Consider the following 22,906-nt stretch of genomic DNA (forward strand, 5'->3'; position numbering starts at 1 on the left):
ATCTCTACGAATGATTCCATGTCTCAAGACATGGGTGTTCATACTAATGCTGAAATTATTTTATTCAGACCTATACAATGCACACATTACCACCTATTGAGACCATAAAGCGCCTTGTCGCTGCATCACGCGGCTCACTTTTCTTCCTCCATTGAGAACCAAAGCTGCCAATAAACATTTCAAACCTTAACCTTTCTGGTCCTAACCATTTAGGCATGCCCCTTTTGAAAGAGCATTTATGATCGAATTTGAAGGTGTCGCACCAGCGCTTGGTCAAGCGTTAGCAAAACGCGGATATAGCGCGCTTACGCCTGTTCAAGCAGCTGTTCTTGCCCCTGAACTTGCCAATGCAGATGCGCTTGTCTCTGCCCAAACTGGCTCGGGCAAAACCGTGGCTTTTGGCTTAGCCATTGCACCAACTCTTTTAGCTGATGAAGAAAGATTTGCCCGCGCTGATAAGCCGCTCGCACTCGTGGTTGCCCCCACGCGTGAACTAGCCCTTCAGGTCAAACGTGAGCTTGATTGGCTTTATGGTGATACCGGTGCTGTCATCACCTCATGTGTTGGCGGTATGGATGCTCGCACTGAGCGTCGCGCCTTAGAGCGTGGCACACATATTGTTGTCGGCACGCCAGGTCGCCTTTGCGATCATATTAGACGCAACGGCCTTGATACATCACATCTTAAAGCCGTTGTTCTTGATGAAGCCGACGAGATGCTGGATCTTGGGTTTCGTGAAGATCTTGAATTCATCTTAGAGGCCACACCAGAAGAGCGACGCACACTGCTCTTCTCGGCAACGGTTCCAGCGACTATTGCCAAACTTGCCAAGCGCTATCAGCGCGATGCTGTGCGGGTTACAACATCAGAAGAAAAAAAACAGCACATCGATATCGAATATCGCGTGCTCAGCGTCGCTCCGCGTGAACGCGAAAATGCGATTATCAATGTACTGCGTTATTATGAGGCGGAAAATGCACTTGTCTTTTGCAACACCCGCGCCTCCGTCAATCGTATGGTTGCTCGATTTAATAACAGAGGGTTTCAAGTCGTAGCTCTGTCTGGTGAATTAAGCCAAAACGAACGCACTCACGCGCTGCAAGCGCTGCGGGATGGTCGGGCACGGGTATGTATCGCGACTGATGTTGCTGCACGCGGCATTGATTTGCCTAAACTTGAATTGGTTATTCATGCCGAATTGCCCACAAACCCAGATACGCTGCTCCATCGCAGCGGCCGCACAGGTCGGGCGGGGCGCAAAGGAATAAGTGCGCTTATTGTAGATAATAAAGGGCGTGGACGTGCTGAACGACTTTTACGCTTTGCCAAAATCGACGCAACATGGACCACTCCACCTTCGGCTGATGATGTGAACCGTCGCGACGAAGAGCGTATGTTGGCTGATCCGATTTTAACGGCGCCATTAACTGATGACGAAACATCCTTCGCGCAGCGTTTGCTTGCCGATCATTCCCCCGAACAAATTGCCGCCGCTTTTCTGCGCCTCAACAAAGCTGGACAATCCGCACCGGAAGATTTGCAAAATGTGTCAGCGCAAGCGCCCAAAGGTTCCAAAGGACGAGACAACCCTCGCGAAGCACGTGAACCACGCGGCCCGCGCGTTGAATTTGAAAACAGTGTGTGGATCTCTCTTTCCGTGGGGCGCAAACAAAATGCGGAACCGCGCTGGTTGATTCCCATGATTTGCAACGCCGCCAATCTTACCAAACGCGATATCGGTGCAATCACTATGCAGACTGAGGAAACATTCGTTCAACTGAATGCCGAGAATGCTGATGAGTTTTTCAGTGCACTGGGAAAAAATCAGACGATGGAACGCAACATCAGGGTGAAACGCCTTGATGGTGCCCCAAAAATAGAAGGCCGCTCAAATAAGCGAAATGGTAGAGATGGCCCTAAAAAGAACGACAGATCAGATCGCCGCTCGAAAAAATATGCCGGTAAAAAACCAGGCAACCGCAAGCCTTTTGAAAGTCAGGATAACAATGAGGGAGCTGGCAAGTCAGCGCGTACAGATAAGCCTGCACGCTCCACCAATAAGGACGGTTCAAGAGCAGAAAGAAAAGCAGCAGGCAAGCGCGCAGGCAACGCACCTAAAAAGAACAAGGTTTGGGACAAAACGGCCAAATCTAGCGACACTGGCGGCAACTCACCGCTGAAAAGGCCATCGAAGCCAAAGCGGCCCAAAAAACCCAAGAAACCGAAGAACAAATCAGAGTAACCTTAGTCTGTAATTTCAGACAATTTCAGCCGTTGTATCTTTCCTGAAGGGCCTTTTGGCAATTCAGCGAAAAAATGAATTTTCTCTGGAGATTTAAACTGTCCGATTTTGTCATGGCACAAACCGATGAGTGAATCTGACGTCAATGCTGATCCTTCCCGCACGGCCACGCCTGCCTCGACGCGCTGCCCATATTGAGGGCAGCTACGGGCAAAGGCAGCGGCTTCAATCACGTCAGGGTGAGAGTAGAGCGCTTCATCAACTTCGCGTGGTGCAATGTTTTCTCCGCCTTTGATAATAAGCTCTTTCAAGCGTCCTGTGATAAACACGTAACCGTCATCATCCATTCGACCAAGATCGCCCGTGCGAAGCCAGCCATCATCAGTCAGTGAGGCCATCGTTGCTTCTTCGTTTTTGCGATAAAAGCGCATGACGTTTGCTCCACGCACAATCACTTCGCCCTCTTCGCCGTGTGCGCACTCGATCTGCTTTTCATCGGCTATGATCACCTCATTACCGAATGCAATGCCGGGCGAGCCAATTTTGCATATACCATCAATCGGGTTAGAAAGAATTTGCGCCGCCGTTTCAGTCAATCCCATTGTTTCAATTATTTTGATATTGAATTTGGTCTCAAATGCCTGATGAATATCAGGTGCTAGTGGCGCCGAGGCCGAACGCCCGAAGCGCAGATTTTCCAGTCCCACGTGGTCATGGCCATTGGTTTCTGCTTCGTGCAGCAAATAAGAAATCTGAGTCGGAACCAGTGAAAACCAACTGCATTTATGGTCACGTAAAAGCTGCCAAAATGTTGATACCGAAAACTTGCGCGGCAGCACAATACAACCGCCGGAAATCAATGTACCTATCAATGTCACGCACAGACCATTGATATGATAAAGAGGCAAAACACATAGCGTGCTGTCTTCTTCACACAGCTGATGAGCAAGTGCTGTGTTGCAGCCACCAGCCAACAGAGAGGCGTGGGAATGAACAACGCCTTTGGGCACGCCTGTTGTGCCGGAAGTATACATCAAGAGTCCATCTTGCTCACTATTTAGCTCAGATAGGTCGCTTTGCGTCGATGCAAACCATGACGGGTCAATACTCATAATTGGTACATTCAATGCACCATCTGATCCGTCGCATTTATCCACGACACCTTGCATAAGCTCTACAGTTTGTTCCTCAGCAAAAACAAGCCGAGCGTTTGAATGGCTCAACACATGAGCGATCGTATTTTGGCCGGAAACGAGATTAACCGCCGTTGCCAGATAGCCGCCATAAAGGGTGCCGAAGATTGTGCGTATCACATTCAACCCGTTGCCCATTGCATAAGCGATGCTGTCGCCGGGCATCATACCCTTTGCGGCAAGATTAGCGGCAAAAGCCGAACAATCGCGTTGCAAGTCACTAAACGTCAGTTTTTCATTTGTTTTTGGATCAATAACAAACGCACTATCTGGTTTAGTCTTCGCCCATTTGTCGATAACATCACGGACGGATAGACCTGCAATAGATTGCGGATCAAATGGCTGACCCATTACTTCCCTGCCTCTTCCCAGTAACCGCCAAAAATCTCATCAAGGCTCGGCTCATTGGCCGGAATAGCGCGAACGACTTTTGTGATGTTCATCAGGTGTTGGTGGTTGAAGTTATCATCGATGGAATTTCCACCCCATGAGCCACAGCCCATGGAAAGTGAAAATGGCATGCCGTTATCAAACGATCCACCGGTTGCAAAGCTATGCGCCTGATTGACGATAACACGGCATGTAGGCATATCATGACCAAGCGCGACTGCACGTTCATCATTCGATGAATGCAGACCAATGGAATGCCCCGCACCTTGGTGCGCCAATATAGTTGTTGCAAGTTCACGGGCAGCATTGAAATCACTGACACGGTAAACGGTCGCGACAAGAGAGAGCTTTTCTCCAGATTCAGGAAAATTCGGCCCCACTCCTTCTCCCTCAATCATCAAGAACTTTGCGGTTTGCGGATTACTCACTTCTATGTCCGCCACCGCAATCACCTTATCGATGTCTTGCGCCAGCATATCTCTGTTGAGATGACCGCTACCAAATAAAGCATGTTTGAGTTTACTGTCATTGGCACGATCCAAGAGCCTGCCGCCCTCAGCATCAAGCGCTACCATCAGATCGTCAAATATCGCATCAACAACGACAATCGCATTTTCTGACGAACAAGAAGTGGAGTTATCAAATGTTTTTGAGGCCGTGATTTTTCTGGCAGCCTCATTGAGGTCTGCTGTCTCGTCAACGATGACCATCACATTACCAGCACCAACACCGATGGCCGGTGTGCCAGATGAATAGGCGCGGTGAACATTGTTTTGACTACCAGTCACCACCAACACGTCTACAGTTTCCATAAGACGCTGGGCGCGAATTTTGGATACAGGCGCGGGTATCATTTGCACAAGATCGCGGTCAATGCCGACCTTGTCAAATTCGGCATGGATGTAGCCCAGCAACTTTTCGCAAACGTTGACCCCTTTGGGTGAGGGCGAAAGAATGATGGCGTTTCCGCACTTTAGAGAGTTCACGACATTATTGGTGGGCGTCGCAACAGGGTTTGTTGACGGGACAACCGCACCCACCACACCCTTAGGCCGGGCAATCTCGGTGATGCCGGTTGCTGCGTCATCACTGATAATACCGCAGGTTTTTGAATGTTTGATATCTCGTAGAACGCCTAAAGTCTTACGGTGATTTTTTGTGATTTTGTCTTTGACGTTGCCAAGGCCAGTGGTTTCAACAGCCATGGCTGCCAGCTCTTCATTGCGGCCTGGTTCCATTAATGCCCATGCAGCAGCTAGTGCTGCGCGGTCATAGCGCTCCTGATCGGCATTCTTTTCAAAAGCAGCTTGTGCTTTGCGCGCTCGCACCACTAATTCATCGACAATGATTTCGTCTGGAGAGAGATCAGTTTGAGCTAATTGTGCCGTCATTCTTTAATATCCATTCGTTGAATGTCGGGTGAGGACAATCCCTCACCCGACATAGATGGCTAGAGACCTTTTAAAAGCTCAGCCAAGGTTGCTTTACGTTCTGCCCACATGGCCTGAACAGCTGCGCGATCCATCACTTTCAATGGAGAGCCGCCTGCTTTCATACGTTTAGTTACACGCTTGTGACCAAACATTTTTGGAACCTGTGCGGCCAATTTGTCGATCACCTCTTGTGGGGTTCCTTTTGGCACCATCAAGCCACGGAAGTTGACGGATGCATTATCAACATCGAGGCCACCTTCTTTAAGCGTTGGGACATCAGGCAAAAATTCTGCATTACGCTCTAGATCAGCAACACCAAGAATTTTCACATTACCCGCTTCGCGCGCACGGAAAGCATCAGACAGATTGTTGATACCTGCCAAAACTTCACCAGCGATCACAGCTTTCATAGCAGCAGCGCCACCCCCTTTAGTCGGGATATAAGCAAGCTTACATGCACAAGCTTTTTCGACTTGCAGGGCTGCGATGTGGTGACCCACGAATAGACCAGCACCTGATGTTGTTGTCTTGCCAGGGTTTTCTTTAGCAAAAGCAATCAAGTCAGCCATTGTGTTAAACTTGCTGTCTTTACCAACCACAACAACAGCTGGGTCGGCACCCCAGTTTGCAATAGGCTCAAACGAGTCAGCACTATATTTCACGCCGCCCTTAATGCCTTGAGCAATGAAATGCGGCACATTATACGCTGACATTGTATAGCCATCAGCTTCTGCTTCCGTTGCGAACCAGTTCCAGCCTTTGCGTCCACCAGCACCTGGTTTATTCAAGATGTAAATCGGTTGGCCAAGCATATCCTCATTGCCAGCAACCATAGTGACGATCCGCGCTTGAAAATCAGTAGCGCCTCCTGCCCCGTATGAAACGGCAACACCTATAGGGCGATCCGGATATCCTTCTGCCAGCGCAGCAGTCACGCCAACAGCTAGAGCTGCTACAGAGAGCATTGCTGTTTTTAAAAGTTTTCTCATTATTACTTCCTCCCAATAATCATAGTTTCTCATGGTGAATCATGAGAAATCAGATAAAAATACCTCTTGGCGTCTGAACCTGTAAGGTCAGAGCAAAGAGACCATAAATGACAGCCATAAAGACTGCCGTTATCATAATCCGTTTAAACCAGTCTTTAATGCTGGAAATTGGCACAGGATCATAAAACGAATAAACAGCAAAAAAGACAAGCGTTGAGCTAACATAAAAACCCAGCTCTTTTGCTGCGAAAAACACATAAATCAAGACAATAATAAGGCCCGGCGCTATTTTCAGCATGGTGTCAAAGGATAGCCCCCCACCTACACGAGACATACCCGCACCCGCCCTGATCAAATTCCACAAGGCAAGAATAATAAATGCGACCGATATCACGCGCGGAAACAGAAATGACTCAACCGGTTGTTGGGTAAAACTCAGCCATGTAACAACGGCTGCAAGCAGAAAGACCAGACCAGCTGGAATGATATGCTGAAGGCGAGAGATGGTCATTCCGCGCCCTCCATAGTGACAGCTTGTTTTTGAGTTTGCTTGCCTTGCAGCATATTAGTCCAGAAGGAATAAGCAACTGAGGCAACGACAAGTCCAATTAAAACAATATTGAGGGAACCAGTGAAGAAATAGACCCATGGACCATCTTGCGCTGCTGCAATCAATGAACCATTGGTGAAATAGTCTCCCGCAATGGGGCCAAGAATAAGACCGAGGACTAGTGGTGCCGCTGAAAAACCAAATCTTTCAAGTACGAACATACCAACACCCAACGCCAGCATGATGTGTACATCGCCCATCGATTGCTGCACGGAGTAAGAACCAAAAACGGCAAGCACCATCACGCCTGCGGCCATGATGGGAATGGGTGCCTTAGCAATACGTGCGGCCCATGCGGCGGTATAAATACCAAAAATCACCATCAAAACCTGACCAATCAACATGGAGTTGATGAAAGTCCAAACCACCTCTGGATGCTTCTCGAAGATATCTGAACCAGGGAAAATGCCATGGATCAACAAACCACCCAAGAGAACAGCAGCGGTTGGGCTTCCTGGGATCGAGAGTGTTAGTAAAGGAACAAGCGAGGGGCCGACCATCGCGTTGTTAGCCGATTCTGCAGCAATAAGGCCTTCTGGGTGACCTGTGCCAAATTTCTCTTTTTCAGGTGAAAACTTCCTAGACTGATCATAAGCAACAAGACCGGCAATCTGCCCACCGACACCTGGTATCAAACCAACAATAGAGCCGACGATTGTTCCGATGGTAAGAGGGCGCGGGGAACGCGTCATCTCACGCACTGAATCCATTACTGCATGCTTTGGAACTTTGATAGCCTCGACTTTCTCTTTATTGCGTCCCTTGGAAAGCATTTCCATCACTTGGGGAATAGCAAAAAGACCAATCAGGGCCGGTATAATATGAATGCCGCCGGTTAGTGCATCTGCGAATATGAAGCGCTCAGTTCCTTGAATTTCATCATAGCCGATCATTGAAAGCCAAAGACCGATGCAGCCGGACAACAATCCTTTTACAAAGGATTTTGAATCGAGCGAGCCGATCACGGTGACACCCAATATAGCAATCCAAAACAGATGCGACGGTCCAAATTTTAGTGCCCACTCGGCGAGCACAGGTGTTAGAAAGATTAACAGCAGAACACCAATAACACCGCCAATGCCGGACGATAAAAAAGACAAATGCAGTGCCCGTGCACCTTCATTGTTTTTGGCCATGGCATTACCATCGAGCGCCGTTGCTATATTGGCTGGCGCTCCAGGAATTTTAAGTAATATGGCACTGACCGCACCACCCGCTACTGTGGATGTATAGGCGGCACCAAGTAGAATAAGACCCTGTGTTGGGGTGAGATGGAATGTAAAGGGAATTAGCAACGCAACTGCCATCGTCGGGGATAACCCCGGTGTGGCCCCTAATATTAAACCGCCGATTGTGCCCCCCAACAACAACATCAGCGATATAGGTTCGAATACGCCACCAAAATACCCAAGAAATTCCATGTTTCTTTATGCTCCTCCCAAAGCGATGCAACAGGGAACATACGCTCACCTCCAACATGCTCAACTTTATCCAATGAAAATAAGAATGCAAACGTTTTCATTATGAGGTATGATAAGAAAATACAAGAAGAAAATTATAAGTGGATGCTCTAATGAGACGGACGAGATCCCGCAAAGGGGCGCCTGGCATAGTAGAGGTTGCAAGACGCGCAGCAGTATCGCCCGCCACAGTGTCTCGATATTTCAATTCACCTGATATTGTTAAATCAGCAACAAGGCTCCGCATCGAAAAAGCAGCAGAAGACCTTGGCTATATTCGTGACAGAGTGGCAGGCAGTCTGCATAATCGGTTTTCCGGCACAATTGGTTTGGTCGTGCCCACAATCGATAATGCTATTTTTGCCGAACTCATACAGGCTTTCTCTGCTCGGCTGAGGCTCCATGACCGCATCATGCTGATTGCGGCTCACGGATATGATCTATCATTGGAAGTGGCCATCATTCGCTCACTACTTGAACGCAGAATTGACGGTATCGCGATGATCGGTCTTGAACATAATCAAGCCTCGCTTGAAATGCTGAGCACAAGGCATGTTCCTGTTCTAGCGGCATGGAATTACCGCGCCGATTCATTCATACCGTGCGTTGGAGCCGATAATTATGATGCAGGGTTTAAGGTCGCTCGTTATCTGGTTCAACGCGGGCATGAAGATATAGCGCTTTTATTCCCCCCTACCCGTTCAAACGACCGCGCCCATGATCGCTTTCAAGGCGCACTGGCGGGGCTCAATAAATCAGAACAGGAGCTAAGCCCTGACCGATTAATTGCAACCAATTATGATATTGGGTTTGCAAAGAAAGCTGTGATTAAGCTTTTGCAAGAAAACCCGCCAAGCGCACTCGTTTGCGGCAATGATATTATTGCGCAAGGCGCCATCTATGCCTGCCAGGTTTTAGGCCTTCATATTCCTGATGACATTTCAATTATTGGTATCGGTGATTTTACAGGATCAGCTCATATGGAGCCAGGCCTGACAACGCTCCGATTACCGGCGCGTCGTATCGGAGAGATAGCCGCTGACCAGCTTTGCGGCTTAGGCAGACAGATACAGTCTGATGAACCACAACGCACGTTACTACCAGCACGATTGGTAGAGCGCGGGTCTGTAGGCATATATAAACTTTAAGATTTATCTATCTGAAAAAATAATTGGGAAGGCCTGCTGAGGGGCATAACAACAAGACCTTCCCGTATAGAGGCCAGGGTATAACCTCTGCCATTAATATGTGAATTATACCGCTTAACATCAATAAACGCTTTATCACTAACGCGTGTAGAGGAATAAGCAGCCTCGAAATAAAAAAGCCGGCGTCAGAACACCGGCTTTTTCAAAATCATATGAGAAGTAAATTAGCCTTCTTTTTTAATTTCTTCACCTGTTGCTTGGTCAACAACCTTCATGGACAAGCGCACTTTTCCGCGCTCATCAAAGCCCATGAGCTTCACTTTCACTTTGTCGCCTTCTTTAACAACATCCGTTGTTTTTTCAGGACGACCATCGGTGAGCTGTGAAATATGAACAAGGCCATCTTTCGGGCCGAAGAAATTAACAAAAGCACCAAAATCGACTGTTTTAACAACTGTACCTTCGTAGATTTCACCCACTTCAGGTTCGCTCGTGATTGATTTAATCCATGTTATAGCGGCGTCAATGGCTTTTCCATCGGAAGAGGCAATTTTCACGGTTCCATCATCTTCGATATTCACTTTTGCGCCGGTTTTTTCGACGATCTCGCGAATAACCTTACCGCCTGTACCGATCACGTCACGGATTTTATCGGTTGGGATTTTCAACATCTCAATGCGTGGTGCAAATTCACCAACGCTATCGCGTGATGAGGAAAGTGCTTCAGTCATGCACTCAAGAATATGCAAGCGACCGCCTTTGGCTTGGTCAAGTGCTACCTGCATGATCTCTTCTGTGATGCCATCAATTTTGATGTCCATCTGCAAAGATGTGATGCCGTCTTCAGTACCAGCTACTTTAAAGTCCATATCACCAAGGTGATCTTCATCACCTAAGATATCAGACAAAACAGCGTAGTCGTCGCCTTCTTTGATAAGACCCATTGCAATACCTGCAACCGGTTTTTTCAAAGGAACACCCGCATCCATCAACGCCAAGGATGTGCCGCAAACGGACGCCATGGACGATGAACCATTTGATTCAGTGATCTCAGACACAACACGCAATGTGTATGGGAACTCGTGATGTTCAGGAAGCATTGGGTGGATTGCACGCCATGCAAGCTTGCCGTGACCAATCTCACGACGGCCTGGAGAGCCTGTGCGGCCTGTTTCGCCGACCGAGAATGGAGGGAAGTTGTAATGCAAAAGGAAGTTTTCTTTGCGTGTACCTTCCAGCGCATCAATGAACTGCTCGTCATCAGCTGTACCTAGAGTGGCCACAACAAATGCCTGTGTTTCACCACGGGTGAAAATCGCAGAACCGTGGGTGCGAGGCAAAACGCCTACTTCAGATTCAATTTGTCTAACAGTCGACAAATCGCGACCATCGATGCGTGATTTTGTTTTCAAGATATTACCGCGAACAACTGAGCCTTCGACTTTCTTGAACAGATCGCCAAGGAGAACCTTGTCTGGCGCGTCTTCGGCATCAGCAGGAGCCAATGTTTCCATCACCGTTGCTTTCACCGCATCAACAGCGTCTTTACGCTCCATTTTTGTGGTGATCTTATAAGCTTCCGTCAGGCCTTTTTCTGCAAGGCCCATAACTTTAGAGGCCAGCTCAGAGTGATCTTCAACGATCAATTCACGCGGGGCTTTAGCCGCTTTTTCAGCCAAATCAATAATAGCCTGAATAACAGGTTGGAATTCTTTTTGACCGAAGCTCACTGCACCAAGCATGGTTGCTTCGTCCAGTTCTTGTGCTTCTGATTCAACCATCAACACAGCATCTGATGTGCCGGCAACGATCAAATCAAGGTTTGTGTCTTCCATCTCATCAAGAGTAGGGTTCAACACATATTCGCCGTCAATCATACCAATACGCGCACCACCAATTGGGCCCATGAAAGGAACACCGGAAATGGTCAATGCTGCAGAAGCCGCGACTAATGCCACGATATCAGGATTGTTTTCCAGATCATGCGACATAACACTCAAAATAATCTGCGTGTCACATTTAAAGCCTTCCGCGAAAAGCGGACGGATTGGACGATCGATCAAACGAGATGTCAGTGTTTCGTTCTCGCTTGGGCGGCCTTCGCGTTTAAAGAAACCACCAGGAATTTTACCAGCTGCATATGTTTTTTCTTGATAGTTTACTGTCAGCGGGAAAAAGTCTTGGCCGGGCTTTGGCTTTTTGGCTGCAACGATGGTTGCAAGCACTGTTGTGTCACCATATGTCGCCAAAACAGCGCCATCGGCTTGACGGGCAACTTTACCCGTCTCTAATTTGAGCGGACGACCGCCCCATTCTATTTCTACTTCGTGGATATCAAACAACTTCTTGTCCTCATACATATCCCCCTGCACAACCCTCATGGTCAGCTTGGGGTTTGCGTATCGTTACGCAATTTTAAAGTGGTGCGGCATGTCATGGACAAGACAACGAGGGGCTTTGATTGGGTAAAGCCGCTGGCAATCCTGCCATGAGCATGTCCGCATAATGTGGCAGACTGTAAAACAGACCGCCGATAGAGTGGTGACACTCATAGAGCGCCACCATAATCTTGTGTTAGCGACGCAGGCCGAGACTTTTAATCAAGGCAGCATAACGTGCTTCATCTATTTTCTTCAAATAGTCGAGCAAACGACGACGCTGGCTCACCATCTTCAAAAGGCCGCGACGGGAGTGATTGTCTTTGCCGTGCTCTTTAAAATGATCTGTGAGATTTACAATCCGCTCTGTGAGAATAGAAACCTGTACTTCCGGTGAGCCTGTGTCACCTTCTTTGGTTGCGTATTCCTTGATAAGCTCTTGCTTCCGTTCTGCAGTAATCGACATCGGGTACTCCTTTGTTGACCCTTACCGGGTAAGATTAAAAATACGCTTCGGCTTCAACGTGCCTTTATCCACTTCACCCAACGCCACCAGACAACCGCCCGACGACACGCTAACGGTGTCACAAATTAAAGGTGCATCGTGTCCACGAAGCAAAACGGACTGGCCTCTTTTGAGGCGTACCGCATCCTTACTGTTCACGGCCAGCGCCGGGATGTCGTCCAGCGCGGTCTGAACAGGAAGGAGAACATCATCAAAATGACCGTTAAGAGCCATTTCAGTGAATTCCGGTGTCTTATGACGCAATTCTTCAAGAAATTCCAGTGAAATCATGTCTTCTTCGTTGAAAGGTCCAACAACAACCCGACGAAGAGCTGTTACATGGCCAAATGTACCTAATTGGCGCGCCATATCGCGCGCCAGCGCCCGCACATAAGTACCTTTTCCGCACTCAGCTTCAAAAGTCACCTGATCGTCGTCTATCCGCTCAATCAATGTGAGAGAATGCACCGATATTGACCGCGCATCCAGAATCACCTCTTCGCCATTGCGTGCTTTATCATAAGCGCGTTCGCCATTAATTTTTATAGCGGAAAAGGCTGGTGGAACCTGCATGATATCGCCAGTGAAATTAGGTAAAACGGCTTCAATTTCAGCGTCACTCGGGCGGTGTGTGGACGTCTCCGTCACCTCGCCTTCAGTGTCATCAGTATTGGTTTCCTCGCCGAATTTCACTGTAAACTGATAGATTTTCTCACCGTCCATGACAAAAGGTACGGTTTTAGTTGCCTCTCCCAATGCTATCGGCAATAGACCTGTCGCCAAAGGATCAAGGGTTCCGGCATGTCCGGCCTTATTAGCGTTAAAGAGCCATTTCAGTTTGCCAACAGCTTGTGTCGAGGTCATTTCAAGCGGTTTATCGAAAATAACCCAGCCGCTCGTATCAAGCCCCTTCTTGCGACGAGTCATTAATCCTCGTCTCCATATCCAGTCTGGCGCTCAAGATCGCGGGCGACTTTAGGCGAGCGCAACAGCGCATCCACTTTGGCATATTCATCAAAACTATTATCCACTTGAAAGCGCAGATTTGGCGTATATTTGAGTGAAAGTGCCTTAGCAATACGGCCGCGCAAGAATTTCGCATTCTCAGACAGCGCTTTAACAATTGCTTTTATGTCTTGCGGTCCAAGCGGTGCAATATAGACGGTCGCTATTTTAAGGTCCGCTGACATTTTCACCTCGGAAACAGAGACAACACTCGTCTCTAAAACAGGGTCACGCACTTCACCGCGCGTCAAGCTCTCAGACAAGGCTTTGCGGATGATCTCACCGATGCGCAACTGGCGCTGTGATGGCATTTTAGGCGCATTCATGTCTGTTGCCTTTTCGGTCCAAAAAACTGCCAAATGATAAGTAAAAAAGCAGCAAAAATCAAAACACTGATGCCACCATAAGGTGCCCCCACGCATCCTTCGGCTATAGAGGCTGCAATGGTACTTGTAGCGTCAGCGGCACTCCACGCATTAAAAAATAAGAAGGCCGTGCCTAATGCACATGCCGCAATAATAAGAGTAAACCAAAGGTTTTGAAAACGAGCTGCCAGTATCATGATAATAAAAAGCCCAATCACGCCGGAGCCTGACATGATATGCCAAGTTTCACCCAACATTGTCATGGGGCCATCAGCCTCATTCCAATTTGGACGCGTGTTTTGACAAGCAATCGCGAAAGCCGGCGTCGCAATCAGTGTCAGCATAATGCTGATGATCGCTTTTTTAATTACAGCCAGTTTCATCGCTTCAAATCCAACACGAAAAACAAAAGGGCGACGCAGAAAATCAAATACAATCAATCACACTGAGGAATTACTTAGAGTGAACGCTCGACATGTTCCACACGGAAACATTCGATCACATCACCTTCACGCATATCCTGATAGTTAAGGAAAGCCATGCCGCATTCTTGACCACCGGCAACGTCCTTCACTTCATCTTTAAAGCGTTTCAGCGTTGAAAGCTCTCCTTCATGGATAACAACATTATCGCGAATAAGACGAACACCAGCACCGCGTTCAACCATACCTTCTGTCACACGACAACCGGCAACCTTGCCAACTTTCGTGATGTTGAAGACTTCAAGGATTGAAGCATTACCGATGAAGGTTTCACGGCGTTCTGGTGTCAACATGCCTGACATCACGCCTTTAACGTCATCAATCAAATCGTAGATGATATTATAGTAGCGAATTTCGATACCTTCGGCCTCAGCCAGATCACGCGCCTGTTTACTGGCACGAACATTAAAGCCGATGATCGGTGCATTCGATGCTGATGCCAATGTCACGTCAGATTCTGTGATGCCACCGACAGCCGAATGAATGATACGCCCCGCAACTTCGTCTGTCGCAAGCTTATCAATCGAACTAATGATGGCTTCAATTGAACCTTGCACATCCCCTTTGAGAACAAGTGGAATTTCCGCCAATTCAGAGGTCTGAAGCTTGTTCAGCATCTGCTCCAAAGAACCGCGTTGCGTGGTTAGACGCGCCATTGCCTTATCGCGGTTTTGGCGTTGACGGTATTCCGTAATCTCGCGCGCTTTAGCTTCTGAATCTACAACCGCAAAACGATTGCCAGCTTCTGGCGCACCATCATAGCCCAAAACCTCAACCGGTTTCGATGGCAATGCCTCGGTGACCTGTTGATTTTGGTCGTCTATAAGTGCGCGCACTTTACCCCAACATGCGCCAGCAACAACAATGTCACCCACACGCAATGTACCGCCTTGCACCAGCACGGTCGCAACTGGACCACGTCCCTTATCGAGCTTAGCTTCAACGACAGTACCTTTAGCCGATCCGGTTACATTGGCTTTCAAATCAAGCAGCTCAGCTTGAAGTGTAATGGCATCAAGAAGTTGATCGAGATTGGTCCCTTTAAGCGCAGAGACTTCGACTTCCTGCACTTCGCCGCCCATGCTTTCCACAAACACCTCATGCTGCAACAATTCATTGCGCACACGGGTTGGGTCTGCTGCTGGCTTATCTATTTTGTTCACGGCAACGATAACAGGCACTTCTGCTGCTTTAGCGTGATTGATCGCTTCAATAGTTTGCGGCATCACGCCATCATCAGCGGCCACCACCAAAATAACGATATCAGTTGACTGAGCACCACGAGCACGCATTTCCGTAAAAGCTGCGTGGCCCGGTGTATCAATAAATGTGATCTTAGAGCCGTTCTGCTCTACCTGATAGGCACCAATATGTTGAGTGATGCCACCGGCCTCACCAGAAACAACATTGGCATTACGAATGGCATCAAGCAGTGACGTCTTACCGTGGTCTACGTGACCCATGATTGTCACAACAGGCGGACGCGGCAATGCTTCACCGTCGTCGTCATTCATAATGTCTTCAAACAGATCGCCTTCAATGTCAGATTCAGCGACACGCGTTACCTTGTGTCCCATCTCTTCAGCGATCAGCTGTGCGGTATCTGAATCAATGATGTCATTTGCGGTCATCATTTGACCCTGCTGCATTAACAGTTTCACCACATCAACAGCACGCTCAGACATACGGTTTGCGAGTTCAGCAATCGTAATAGTCTCTGGAATAACAACATCACGTGAGATTTTTTCACGCGGCGCCTTGGCTGCAGCACGTGCTTTTTCGCGTTCGCGCTGACGTTTAATCGAAGCTAGAGAACGTTCGCGCTGACTATCATCGAGCGCATTGGCGAGCGTCAGTTTTCCGCGTTTGCGTTCTTCGGTTCGGCGGGCAGGTTTGGGTGTGTCTACTTTTACTCGCTCATAGGCTTTCAAGCCGCCCTTGCTATCATCCAATTTATTATTGCGATCTTCTACAGAGCGTTTTGGTGTTGGAGCTGCTGGATTAATTTCAACTGCAGCGGCGGCATTAGATGATTCTTCCTCCGCGCGGGCTAATTTTTCCGCCAAAAGAGCTTCTTCTTCAGCTATACGCTTCGCTTCAGCTTCTTTGCGCTTCTGCGCATCGGCTTTTTCTTTTTCTGCCCGGTTATTACGAGCTAATTCTTCGTCTTTTTCTTTGAGTACTCGCTCTTCTTCCCGTTCGCGGGCAAAGGCCAATGCGCGCGCGCGCGCTTCTTGTTCATTATTTGAAAGATGGCGTAATATCGCACCGCCAGAATTCCCAGCCGCAGGTTCTGGTTTTTTCTTCGGCGCTGATGCCTCGGGGGCCGGCGCAGCAACCTTAGGCTTTGCCACCCGTGTTTCGACAACAGGTGCAGCCTCTGGTGCAGGTGCTGGTGTAGAACCAGGCGCAGAGAAACGTCGCCGTTTCTTTTCAACTACCACAGTATTTGTGCGCCCATGCGAAAAGCTCTGGCGCACTGTGCCACCCGCGCCGCGTTTCAAAGACAATGTTTTCTTGCCTTCGTCGCCTTTATCTTCGCCTGAATCGTTCGTATCGCTCATACGTTCCGTCACTCTTTCCCGTTTGCCCTTTGGCAAACACATCAGCTAAATATTTGTTTCGTCTTCGTTTTCTTTATTCACAGCAGATCGAAACTTTTCCAGTCTGCCCATCATTTTTAAGCACATATCTGTTGCACCACCTTTTAGTAATGCAGCATGTATCACATTTGACCGCCCCAAGGCCAAGGCCATTTGTTCACAGCGTAAACTTTGATGCACTGCGATCTTCTTCACACGCACCGATTGTTTCACTTTTGACCGCATCTTGCGGATGCCGTCTTCGGCGCCATCAAAGGCAAAAATCACTGCACGCAGTTGATTTTTACTCAGTGTCGCCTGTACTTTTTCAAACCCTGTGACCACCAACCCTGCCTTAGCGCTAAAGCCAAGTGCACTCAAGGTCGCCGTTTCCAGCATCTGCTCAATCCTGTCTCCCAATGCCTTATCAACAACAACTGTTCTTTTAAAGGCTCGACAAAACAATTCTTTTTGCACAGCCAAGTCAACGTCTTGCCTTGTAGCCGTAACCCACACACCGCGCCCAGGCAAAATACATTTCAAATCCGGCACTACGTTGCTATCAGGATCGATCACAAAACGCAGCATATCATCAGATGACTTTACTTGCCTATGTACAATGCAGGTTCGCTTACCCGCGTTCTCACCTTCATCCGGCTTACTACCACCTTTTCTATGTTGCTTAGCCATCAGATTACCTTCAGGCCCAACTTAAACCTCGTCTTTTTGCTCTTCCGCCTCTTCTGTCTCAACTTCTTCTTCTGCAGGCTTAGCCAGATCTTCTTCAGTTACCCAACCCACCTGAACACGCGCGGTCATAATCATATTATCGGCATCTTCGCGGGTGATATCAAAGCTTTCGAGAGCACCGGGAAAACGTTTGCTTTCCCCGTCCTTGCGTTCCGTCCAACCCAAAAGATCGTCAGCAACACATCCCGCAAAGTCCTCAACAGTCTTGATATCATCTTTACCAAGCGCAACCATCATAGAGACCGTCATATTAGGAACTTGTAACAACCCATCTTCAACACCAAGTTTTACACGCTCACTGTCGAGTTCGCGATCACGCTTTTCAAGATGTTCACGGGCACGAGATTGTAGCTCAGATGCTGTATCGTCGTCAAAACCTTCAATAAAAGCAATTTCATCAAGCTCGACATAAGCAATTTCTTCAAGAGACCCAAAGCCTTCTGAAGCCAGTAGCTGGGCAACAACTTCATCAACATCAAGGGCCGCAGCAAAGAGAGATGTACGTTCAGCAAATTCTTTCTGACGACGTTCGCTTTCATCTTCCTCGGTTAGAATATCAATATCCCAGCCTGTCAATTGCGAGGCAAGACGCACATTTTGACCGCGACGACCAATAGCCAACGACAATTGCTCATCTGGTACGACCACCTCAATACGGTTCTGATCTTCATCGATCACAACCTTGCTCACCTGAGCCGGCTGCAATGCGTTCACGATGAATGTCGCTTGATCCATGTTCCATGGAATAATATCAATTTTCTCGCCTTGAAGCTCGTTCACAACGGCCTGAACACGTGAGCCACGCATACCCACACAAGCACCAACTGGATCAATAGAGCCATCGTTCGAGATCACGGCAATCTTGGCACGGGAACCTGGATCACGAGCAACATTGCGAATTTCAATAATACCATCGTAAATTTCTGGTACTTCTTGCGCAAAAAGCTTGGTCATGAATTCTGGTGCATTTCGTGACAAGAAGATTTGCGGGCCTCGCTGTTCACGACGCACATCCTGCACATAAGCGCGAACACGGTCGCCATAACGGAATGCTTCACGCGGAATAAGTTCATCGCGGCGCAAAATCGCTTCGCCACGACCAAGGTCAACAATCACATTGCCATATTCAACACGCTTGACGGTACCATTGATGATTTCGCCAATACGGTCCTTGAACTCATCAAACTGACGATCTCTCTCGGCTTCGCGTACTTTTTGAACAATAACCTGCTTGGCGGATTGCGCAGCAATACGACCAAAATCAAGCGGCGGAAGAGGTTCGCCGATAAAATCACCTAGCGTTGCGGCCGGATTTTGCTGTTGCGCAGTCACAATGTCGATCTGTGTTGTAGAATCTTCTAGATTATCGACAACCTCAAGCAGACGCTGCAGACGAATCTCGCCCGTTTTAGGATCAATCTCCGCATTAATATTGGTCTCGGCGCCATAGCGGGACTTTGCCGCTTTTTGAATCGCATCTTCCATCGCAGTAATGACGATTTCACGATCAATTACTTTTTCACGCGCCACAGCATCTGCGATTTGCAACAATTCCAACCGGTTTGCACTAACGGCCATCTATACGTCCTCTCATCAAAGCACTTTTATGACGGTTTAAGCAGGCTTTCCGCTTCTTCCATCAACTTATCTGTCATAATCAACTTGGCTTCACCTATGGTATCAAGCGGTAGCCATACCTTGTCTTCTTGATCTGCAGGTGCATCAGGTATTTCAACCCCTATTTGCAAACCTTGCGATCCTTCTTTTGTACCAAGCAAAGTCCCGCGATAACGACGCCGACCATCATTAGGTACTGTTAATTCCATTTTTGCAGCATGGCCAGACCAACGATCAAAATCACTCGCCCGCGCCAAAGGCCTATCTATGCCTGGTGACGAAACCTCCAAATGATAGGCTTTGGAAATTGGGTCTTCTGCATCCAACACCGGAGCAATGTTTTTACTGATCTCTTCACATTCATGAATACCGATGGTTCCATCAGTTCGTTCAGCCATGATTTGCACCGTCATACCATTAAGGCCTGTAATACGCACGCGCACCAGCCGAAAGCCAAGGTCTTCAATGACCGGCTCAACAATGCTGGCAATGCGGGCATCAAGACCCGTTTCTTTAACGATGCGTTCTTCCATCAAGTTTATTCATTTTCCCAATAAAAAAGAGCGGGTCCGGCGGGCCCACTCTCACAAAATGTGATTGAGTTGTTCGCTTCATATAGCAGCGCATAAGATTTTACGCAAGCGCCTATAATTTTACGCACGCATTGTGTTGCCTCTCACGCTCAAACCCTATAACGCCAGTTCCGCCCGCATCTTCTTGGTTAGTTTTGCAACCACCAAATCGTATGACTGTTTGAGATAGGCTTTCAACTCTTCATCTGACAGTCCCGGCTCAGCGTAATGCTGTATCCATTTCATGCCCCTTGAAGCGAGATAAGGAGCCGGACGCAAGCCTGGCTGTTCTTTTAAAATGTCATAAGACAAGGACGTGACCTTGAATGTATATCCAGCTTGCCCCTTATTCCAACCGCCGATGGCAAAAAGCTTGCCGCCCACCTTCCAGACATGAGAGCCTCCCCATTGAACAACATAGGTGGTGGCTTTTAAGGAACCGCAATAATCATTGAACTCGTCATAGGTCATCGCTCGTCACAATCGTTTAAATGTCAGATACCTTGGTAGGCGCTTCTCTCGAATTGCTTTTTCTTCATAGCGTGTTCCAGGCCAATTTTCCCAAGCCTCAAGGGCGTTTTTCTCGTCGCCATCAAGCCATGTGAATGACGGATGCGCCTCACAATGCTCCAACGTCCATTCCACATAAGCATCAATATCAGTAGCAACACGAAACTCAGTCTCGGGCTTCAAAACTCTGGCGATCCGGTCAAGATTTATTGGACTAACAAACCGCCTTTTAAAATGGCGTGTCTTTGGCCATGGGTCAGGATAAAGCAGATAAAATCCATCAAGCGTGTTTGCTGGCAACCAATCGAGCAGCGATGCCGCCTCTTCGTCATAGACCCTGATGTTTGTGAGCTGAGCTTCCTCAATGGAAACGAGTGCTTTTGCCATGCCATTGCGAAACGGCTCCACGCCGATAAAGCCAATATTCGGATTTTCTCGTGCTCGATGCACCAGATGTTCACCACCACCAAAACCGCTTTCCATCCACACAGAGCTGACATTCGCCTCGAAAATGTCAAACAGCGATGAAGGCGCGGGGCGCTCAATATCGATCTTCAAGCGCACAAGACAATCATCCATCACCGCTGCTTGACGCTCATTGAGTGTTTTGCCTATCCGTCGCCCGAAAAAACCACGTGCAAGTTGCTCACCATGGCCCATGCGCTTGCGCGGTCTTACTGAGGTTTTTTTATTGTCAGTTTCTATCATCGTTTTTCAAGTTCGCTCGACACGAAGAATAAACGCCCCGGATCAGATGTTTGATACGGGGCGTTTGATATCATCAAATTGTTTGCTCAGTCTTGTTTAAAGCGCTTTTTTCAAAGCATCCACAAGGTCGGTTTTCTCCCAAGAGAAACCGCCATCCGCCTCAGGAGCGCGGCCAAAGTGACCATAAGCTGCTGTGCGGGCATAAATAGGTTTATTCAAATCAAGGTGCTTACGAATACCTGTTGGTGACAGATCCATCACTTGGCCCAGCACTTTTTCAAGCGCTTCTTCGCTCACTTCACCCTTACCGCCCATATCAACATAAAGGGATAAAGGCTGCGCAACGCCAATTGCGTATGAAAGCTGGAGAGAGCACCAAGGCGCGATCCCAGCGGCCACCACATTTTTCGCCAGATAGCGCGCAACATAGGCCGCAGAGCGATCCACTTTGGTTGAATCTTTTCCTGAAAATGCACCGCCGCCATGAGGTGCATAACCGCCATAAGTATCCACGATAATTTTCCGGCCTGTTAAGCCACAATCCCCATCAGGGCCACCAATGACAAATTTTCCGGTTGGATTAACGTGCCAAACGGTTTGATCTGTTATCCAGTCTTGCGGCAAAACTTCACGGATATACGGCTCAACGATGTCTTGAATATCTGCCGACGTCTGATTTTCATCGCTGTGTTGAGTTGATAGCACAATAGACGTCACGCCTACCGGCTTACCATTTTCATAAGCCACAGTTACCTGACTTTTTGCATCAGGCTCAAGCGTTGGCTCTGTGCCATCTTTACGCACTTCAGCCAGACGTTTTAAAATCGCATGGGAATAATGAATAGGAGCTGGCATAAGCACATCGGTATCACGGCAGGCATAGCCAAACATAATACCTTGGTCACCGGCGCCCTCACCCTCATCGTCGCTTTTAACGCCGCCAACATCCACGCCTTGTGCAATATCAACTGACTGCGAATGCAAAAGCACATCTATGTCTGCGTCTTTCCAATGAAAGCCGTCTTGTTCGTAGCCAATATCCTTGATCGCATCACGCGTCAGCTCTTCTATCAGCTCATGGGTCACGCTTTCAGCGCCACGCACTTCACCAGCGATGACCACTTTATTGGTGGTTGTCAGGGTTTCTGCAGCAACACGCACTTGCCAAGGGTCCATACCCTCATCAATCGCAGCCTTAAAATAAGCATCCACGATGCCATCTGAAATACGGTCTGACACTTTGTCAGGATGCCCCTCAGAAACAGATTCACTCGTAAACAAATAAGAAGATCGCGCCACTACATATCCTTTTTTGACATCACTATACAAAACAGCGCTATAGGCTGCAGCCCTCTCTATAGAAAGGCACACAGCACATCGCAATTTTATCTAGCCTCGTCAAGTTAGTTAGACCATTACGAAGATAAGAGTATAAGCGATGACTAAGAGACTTAATTGTATAGGTTTCGAAAACTTTAAATTGCAGTCTCTTCATCAACGGCAGCAAGCGATTTAACTAAGTCCACCAAGCGGCGACGCACTTTTGGATCTTGAATCTTCGAAAAAGCCCTGTTCAATTGCAACCCTTCAGGGCTGGAGAGAAACTCAACCATATGAGATGAAGCACTTTCTTGAAATCCAGAAGGCTCTATACCTCCAGACGGCCCAGGAGCACCATCAAAAAAGAAGGAAACAGGCACTTGGAGCACGTTAGAAATGCTTTGCAAACGGCTGGCGCCAATGCGGTTGGTACCTTTTTCGTATTTTTGAATTTGCTGAAATGTAATACCGAGATGTTCTCCAAGTTTTTCCTGGCTGATTCCAGTCATCATGCGTCTTAAGCGCACACGGCTCCCAACGTGGACATCAATAGGATTAGGTTGTTTCTTTCCCGCCATCAGGGGATAGCCTTTCTAATTCAACACCAAAGCAATATAGATAGGCCCATATTTATGGTTCATTAGCTC

20 protein-coding genes are annotated in these 22,906 nt (G+C 48.1%); 2 read left to right on the plus strand and 18 right to left on the minus strand.

From position 1 onward, the window contains the following. Positions 1 to 238 precede the first annotated feature (238 nt). Positions 239 to 2,242 (plus strand): DEAD/DEAH box helicase, encoded by a 2,004-nt coding sequence (locus ABJ081_05435; GenBank protein ID MEP6356104.1) that lies wholly within the window; start codon positions 239 to 241, stop codon positions 2,240 to 2,242. Positions 2,243 to 2,244: 2 nt separating this feature from the next. Here ABJ081_05435 and ABJ081_05440 read toward each other — a convergent pair whose 3' ends face one another. The 5 genes from ABJ081_05440 to ABJ081_05460 are packed head-to-tail and all read right to left on the minus strand — an operon-like array spanning position 2,245 to position 8,278. Then, the gene (locus ABJ081_05440; GenBank protein MEP6356105.1) at positions 2,245 to 3,786 is read right to left on the minus strand and encodes an AMP-binding protein; all 1,542 of its coding nucleotides are present in this window, start codon (positions 3,784 to 3,786) and stop codon (positions 2,245 to 2,247) included. Further along, complete coding sequence (locus ABJ081_05445) at positions 3,786 to 5,216, minus strand: aldehyde dehydrogenase family protein (protein ID MEP6356106.1); 1,431 nt, start codon at positions 5,214 to 5,216, stop codon at positions 3,786 to 3,788. The genes ABJ081_05440 and ABJ081_05445 overlap by 1 nt, the downstream gene beginning before the upstream one ends. 59 nt (positions 5,217 to 5,275) lie before the next feature. Then, positions 5,276 to 6,247: a tripartite tricarboxylate transporter substrate binding protein gene (locus ABJ081_05450; protein ID MEP6356107.1), complete on the minus strand. Its 972-nt coding sequence runs from the start codon at positions 6,245 to 6,247 to the stop codon at positions 5,276 to 5,278. Positions 6,248 to 6,296: 49 nt separating this feature from the next. Further along, entirely contained in the window at positions 6,297 to 6,758 is a 462-nt protein-coding gene (locus tag ABJ081_05455; protein ID MEP6356108.1) for a tripartite tricarboxylate transporter TctB family protein, read from the minus strand. Further along, positions 6,755 to 8,278 carry a tripartite tricarboxylate transporter permease gene (locus tag ABJ081_05460; protein MEP6356109.1) on the minus strand — a complete coding sequence of 508 codons (1,524 nt, stop codon included), beginning with the start codon at positions 8,276 to 8,278 and terminating at the stop codon, positions 6,755 to 6,757. Before ABJ081_05460 ends, ABJ081_05455 begins: the two co-directional genes overlap by 4 nt. A gap of 152 nt (positions 8,279 to 8,430) precedes the next feature. Here ABJ081_05460 and ABJ081_05465 point away from each other — a divergent pair, with 152 nt between their 5' ends. Then, the gene (locus ABJ081_05465; GenBank protein MEP6356110.1) at positions 8,431 to 9,465 is read left to right on the plus strand and encodes a LacI family DNA-binding transcriptional regulator; all 1,035 of its coding nucleotides are present in this window, start codon (positions 8,431 to 8,433) and stop codon (positions 9,463 to 9,465) included. A 224-nt stretch (positions 9,466 to 9,689) separates the two neighbouring features. Here ABJ081_05465 and pnp read toward each other — a convergent pair whose 3' ends face one another. From pnp to ABJ081_05530, 13 genes are all read right to left on the minus strand, one after another. Continuing rightward, entirely contained in the window at positions 9,690 to 11,807 is a 2,118-nt protein-coding gene (pnp, locus tag ABJ081_05470; protein ID MEP6356111.1) for a polyribonucleotide nucleotidyltransferase, read from the minus strand. Between the two features lie 232 nt (positions 11,808 to 12,039). Then, positions 12,040 to 12,309 (minus strand): 30S ribosomal protein S15, encoded by a 270-nt coding sequence (rpsO, locus tag ABJ081_05475; GenBank protein MEP6356112.1) that lies wholly within the window; start codon positions 12,307 to 12,309, stop codon positions 12,040 to 12,042. 21 nt (positions 12,310 to 12,330) lie between these two features. Continuing rightward, positions 12,331 to 13,275, minus strand: a complete 945-nt coding sequence (gene truB, locus ABJ081_05480; protein MEP6356113.1) for a tRNA pseudouridine(55) synthase TruB — start codon at positions 13,273 to 13,275, stop codon at positions 12,331 to 12,333. Continuing rightward, positions 13,275 to 13,679 carry a 30S ribosome-binding factor RbfA gene (gene rbfA / locus ABJ081_05485; protein MEP6356114.1) on the minus strand — a complete coding sequence of 135 codons (405 nt, stop codon included), beginning with the start codon at positions 13,677 to 13,679 and terminating at the stop codon, positions 13,275 to 13,277. Before rbfA ends, truB begins: the two co-directional genes overlap by 1 nt. Further along, positions 13,676 to 14,101 (minus strand): hypothetical protein, encoded by a 426-nt coding sequence (locus tag ABJ081_05490; protein ID MEP6356115.1) that lies wholly within the window; start codon positions 14,099 to 14,101, stop codon positions 13,676 to 13,678. The genes rbfA and ABJ081_05490 overlap by 4 nt, the downstream gene beginning before the upstream one ends. A gap of 74 nt (positions 14,102 to 14,175) precedes the next feature. Further along, a complete protein-coding gene (gene infB, locus ABJ081_05495; protein ID MEP6356116.1) occupies positions 14,176 to 16,764 on the minus strand; it encodes a translation initiation factor IF-2 in 2,589 nt (862 codons plus the stop codon). Between the two features lie 45 nt (positions 16,765 to 16,809). Further along, the gene (locus tag ABJ081_05500) at positions 16,810 to 17,472 is read right to left on the minus strand and encodes an RNA-binding protein (protein MEP6356117.1); all 663 of its coding nucleotides are present in this window, start codon (positions 17,470 to 17,472) and stop codon (positions 16,810 to 16,812) included. Positions 17,473 to 17,493: 21 nt separating this feature from the next. Further along, entirely contained in the window at positions 17,494 to 19,110 is a 1,617-nt protein-coding gene (nusA, locus tag ABJ081_05505; GenBank protein ID MEP6356118.1) for a transcription termination factor NusA, read from the minus strand. Between the two features lie 26 nt (positions 19,111 to 19,136). Next, entirely contained in the window at positions 19,137 to 19,682 is a 546-nt protein-coding gene (gene rimP / locus ABJ081_05510; protein MEP6356119.1) for a ribosome maturation factor RimP, read from the minus strand. A gap of 156 nt (positions 19,683 to 19,838) precedes the next feature. Beyond that, positions 19,839 to 20,192 carry an MmcQ/YjbR family DNA-binding protein gene (locus tag ABJ081_05515; GenBank protein MEP6356120.1) on the minus strand — a complete coding sequence of 118 codons (354 nt, stop codon included), beginning with the start codon at positions 20,190 to 20,192 and terminating at the stop codon, positions 19,839 to 19,841. A gap of 6 nt (positions 20,193 to 20,198) precedes the next feature. Further along, positions 20,199 to 20,939 (minus strand): tRNA (guanosine(46)-N7)-methyltransferase TrmB, encoded by a 741-nt coding sequence (trmB, locus tag ABJ081_05520; GenBank protein ID MEP6356121.1) that lies wholly within the window; start codon positions 20,937 to 20,939, stop codon positions 20,199 to 20,201. Between the two features lie 96 nt (positions 20,940 to 21,035). Further along, positions 21,036 to 22,238 carry a methionine adenosyltransferase gene (gene metK, locus ABJ081_05525; protein ID MEP6356122.1) on the minus strand — a complete coding sequence of 401 codons (1,203 nt, stop codon included), beginning with the start codon at positions 22,236 to 22,238 and terminating at the stop codon, positions 21,036 to 21,038. A gap of 176 nt (positions 22,239 to 22,414) precedes the next feature. After that, entirely contained in the window at positions 22,415 to 22,840 is a 426-nt protein-coding gene (locus ABJ081_05530) for a helix-turn-helix domain-containing protein (GenBank protein ID MEP6356123.1), read from the minus strand. Positions 22,841 to 22,906: the final 66 nt, after the last annotated feature.

The organism is Hyphomicrobiales bacterium, assembly GCA_039989895.1.
In the GTDB taxonomy this organism is placed as follows: domain Bacteria; phylum Pseudomonadota; class Alphaproteobacteria; order Rhizobiales; family JACESI01; genus JACESI01.

What these genes read in the sequence shown, in the direction of transcription:
- ABJ081_05435 (MEP6356104.1), top strand. Translation starts at nt 239, where the DNA reads ATGATCGAATTTGAAGGTGTCGCACCAGCGCTTGGTCAAGCGTTAGCA.
- ABJ081_05440 (MEP6356105.1), bottom strand. Translation starts at nt 3,786, where the DNA reads ATGGGTCAGCCATTTGATCCGCAATCTATTGCAGGTCTATCCGTCCGT.
- ABJ081_05445 (MEP6356106.1), bottom strand. Translation starts at nt 5,216, where the DNA reads ATGACGGCACAATTAGCTCAAACTGATCTCTCTCCAGACGAAATCATT.
- ABJ081_05450 (MEP6356107.1), bottom strand. Translation starts at nt 6,247, where the DNA reads ATGAGAAAACTTTTAAAAACAGCAATGCTCTCTGTAGCAGCTCTAGCT.
- ABJ081_05455 (MEP6356108.1), bottom strand. Translation starts at nt 6,758, where the DNA reads ATGACCATCTCTCGCCTTCAGCATATCATTCCAGCTGGTCTGGTCTTT.
- ABJ081_05460 (MEP6356109.1), bottom strand. Translation starts at nt 8,278, where the DNA reads ATGGAATTTCTTGGGTATTTTGGTGGCGTATTCGAACCTATATCGCTG.
- ABJ081_05465 (MEP6356110.1), top strand. Translation starts at nt 8,431, where the DNA reads ATGAGACGGACGAGATCCCGCAAAGGGGCGCCTGGCATAGTAGAGGTT.
- rpsO (MEP6356112.1), bottom strand. Translation starts at nt 12,309, where the DNA reads ATGTCGATTACTGCAGAACGGAAGCAAGAGCTTATCAAGGAATACGCA.
- truB (MEP6356113.1), bottom strand. Translation starts at nt 13,275, where the DNA reads ATGACTCGTCGCAAGAAGGGGCTTGATACGAGCGGCTGGGTTATTTTC.
- rbfA (MEP6356114.1), bottom strand. Translation starts at nt 13,679, where the DNA reads ATGAATGCGCCTAAAATGCCATCACAGCGCCAGTTGCGCATCGGTGAG.
- ABJ081_05490 (MEP6356115.1), bottom strand. Translation starts at nt 14,101, where the DNA reads ATGAAACTGGCTGTAATTAAAAAAGCGATCATCAGCATTATGCTGACA.
- infB (MEP6356116.1), bottom strand. Translation starts at nt 16,764, where the DNA reads ATGAGCGATACGAACGATTCAGGCGAAGATAAAGGCGACGAAGGCAAG.
- ABJ081_05500 (MEP6356117.1), bottom strand. Translation starts at nt 17,472, where the DNA reads ATGGCTAAGCAACATAGAAAAGGTGGTAGTAAGCCGGATGAAGGTGAG.
- nusA (MEP6356118.1), bottom strand. Translation starts at nt 19,110, where the DNA reads ATGGCCGTTAGTGCAAACCGGTTGGAATTGTTGCAAATCGCAGATGCT.
- rimP (MEP6356119.1), bottom strand. Translation starts at nt 19,682, where the DNA reads ATGGAAGAACGCATCGTTAAAGAAACGGGTCTTGATGCCCGCATTGCC.
- ABJ081_05515 (MEP6356120.1), bottom strand. Translation starts at nt 20,192, where the DNA reads ATGACCTATGACGAGTTCAATGATTATTGCGGTTCCTTAAAAGCCACC.
- trmB (MEP6356121.1), bottom strand. Translation starts at nt 20,939, where the DNA reads ATGATAGAAACTGACAATAAAAAAACCTCAGTAAGACCGCGCAAGCGC.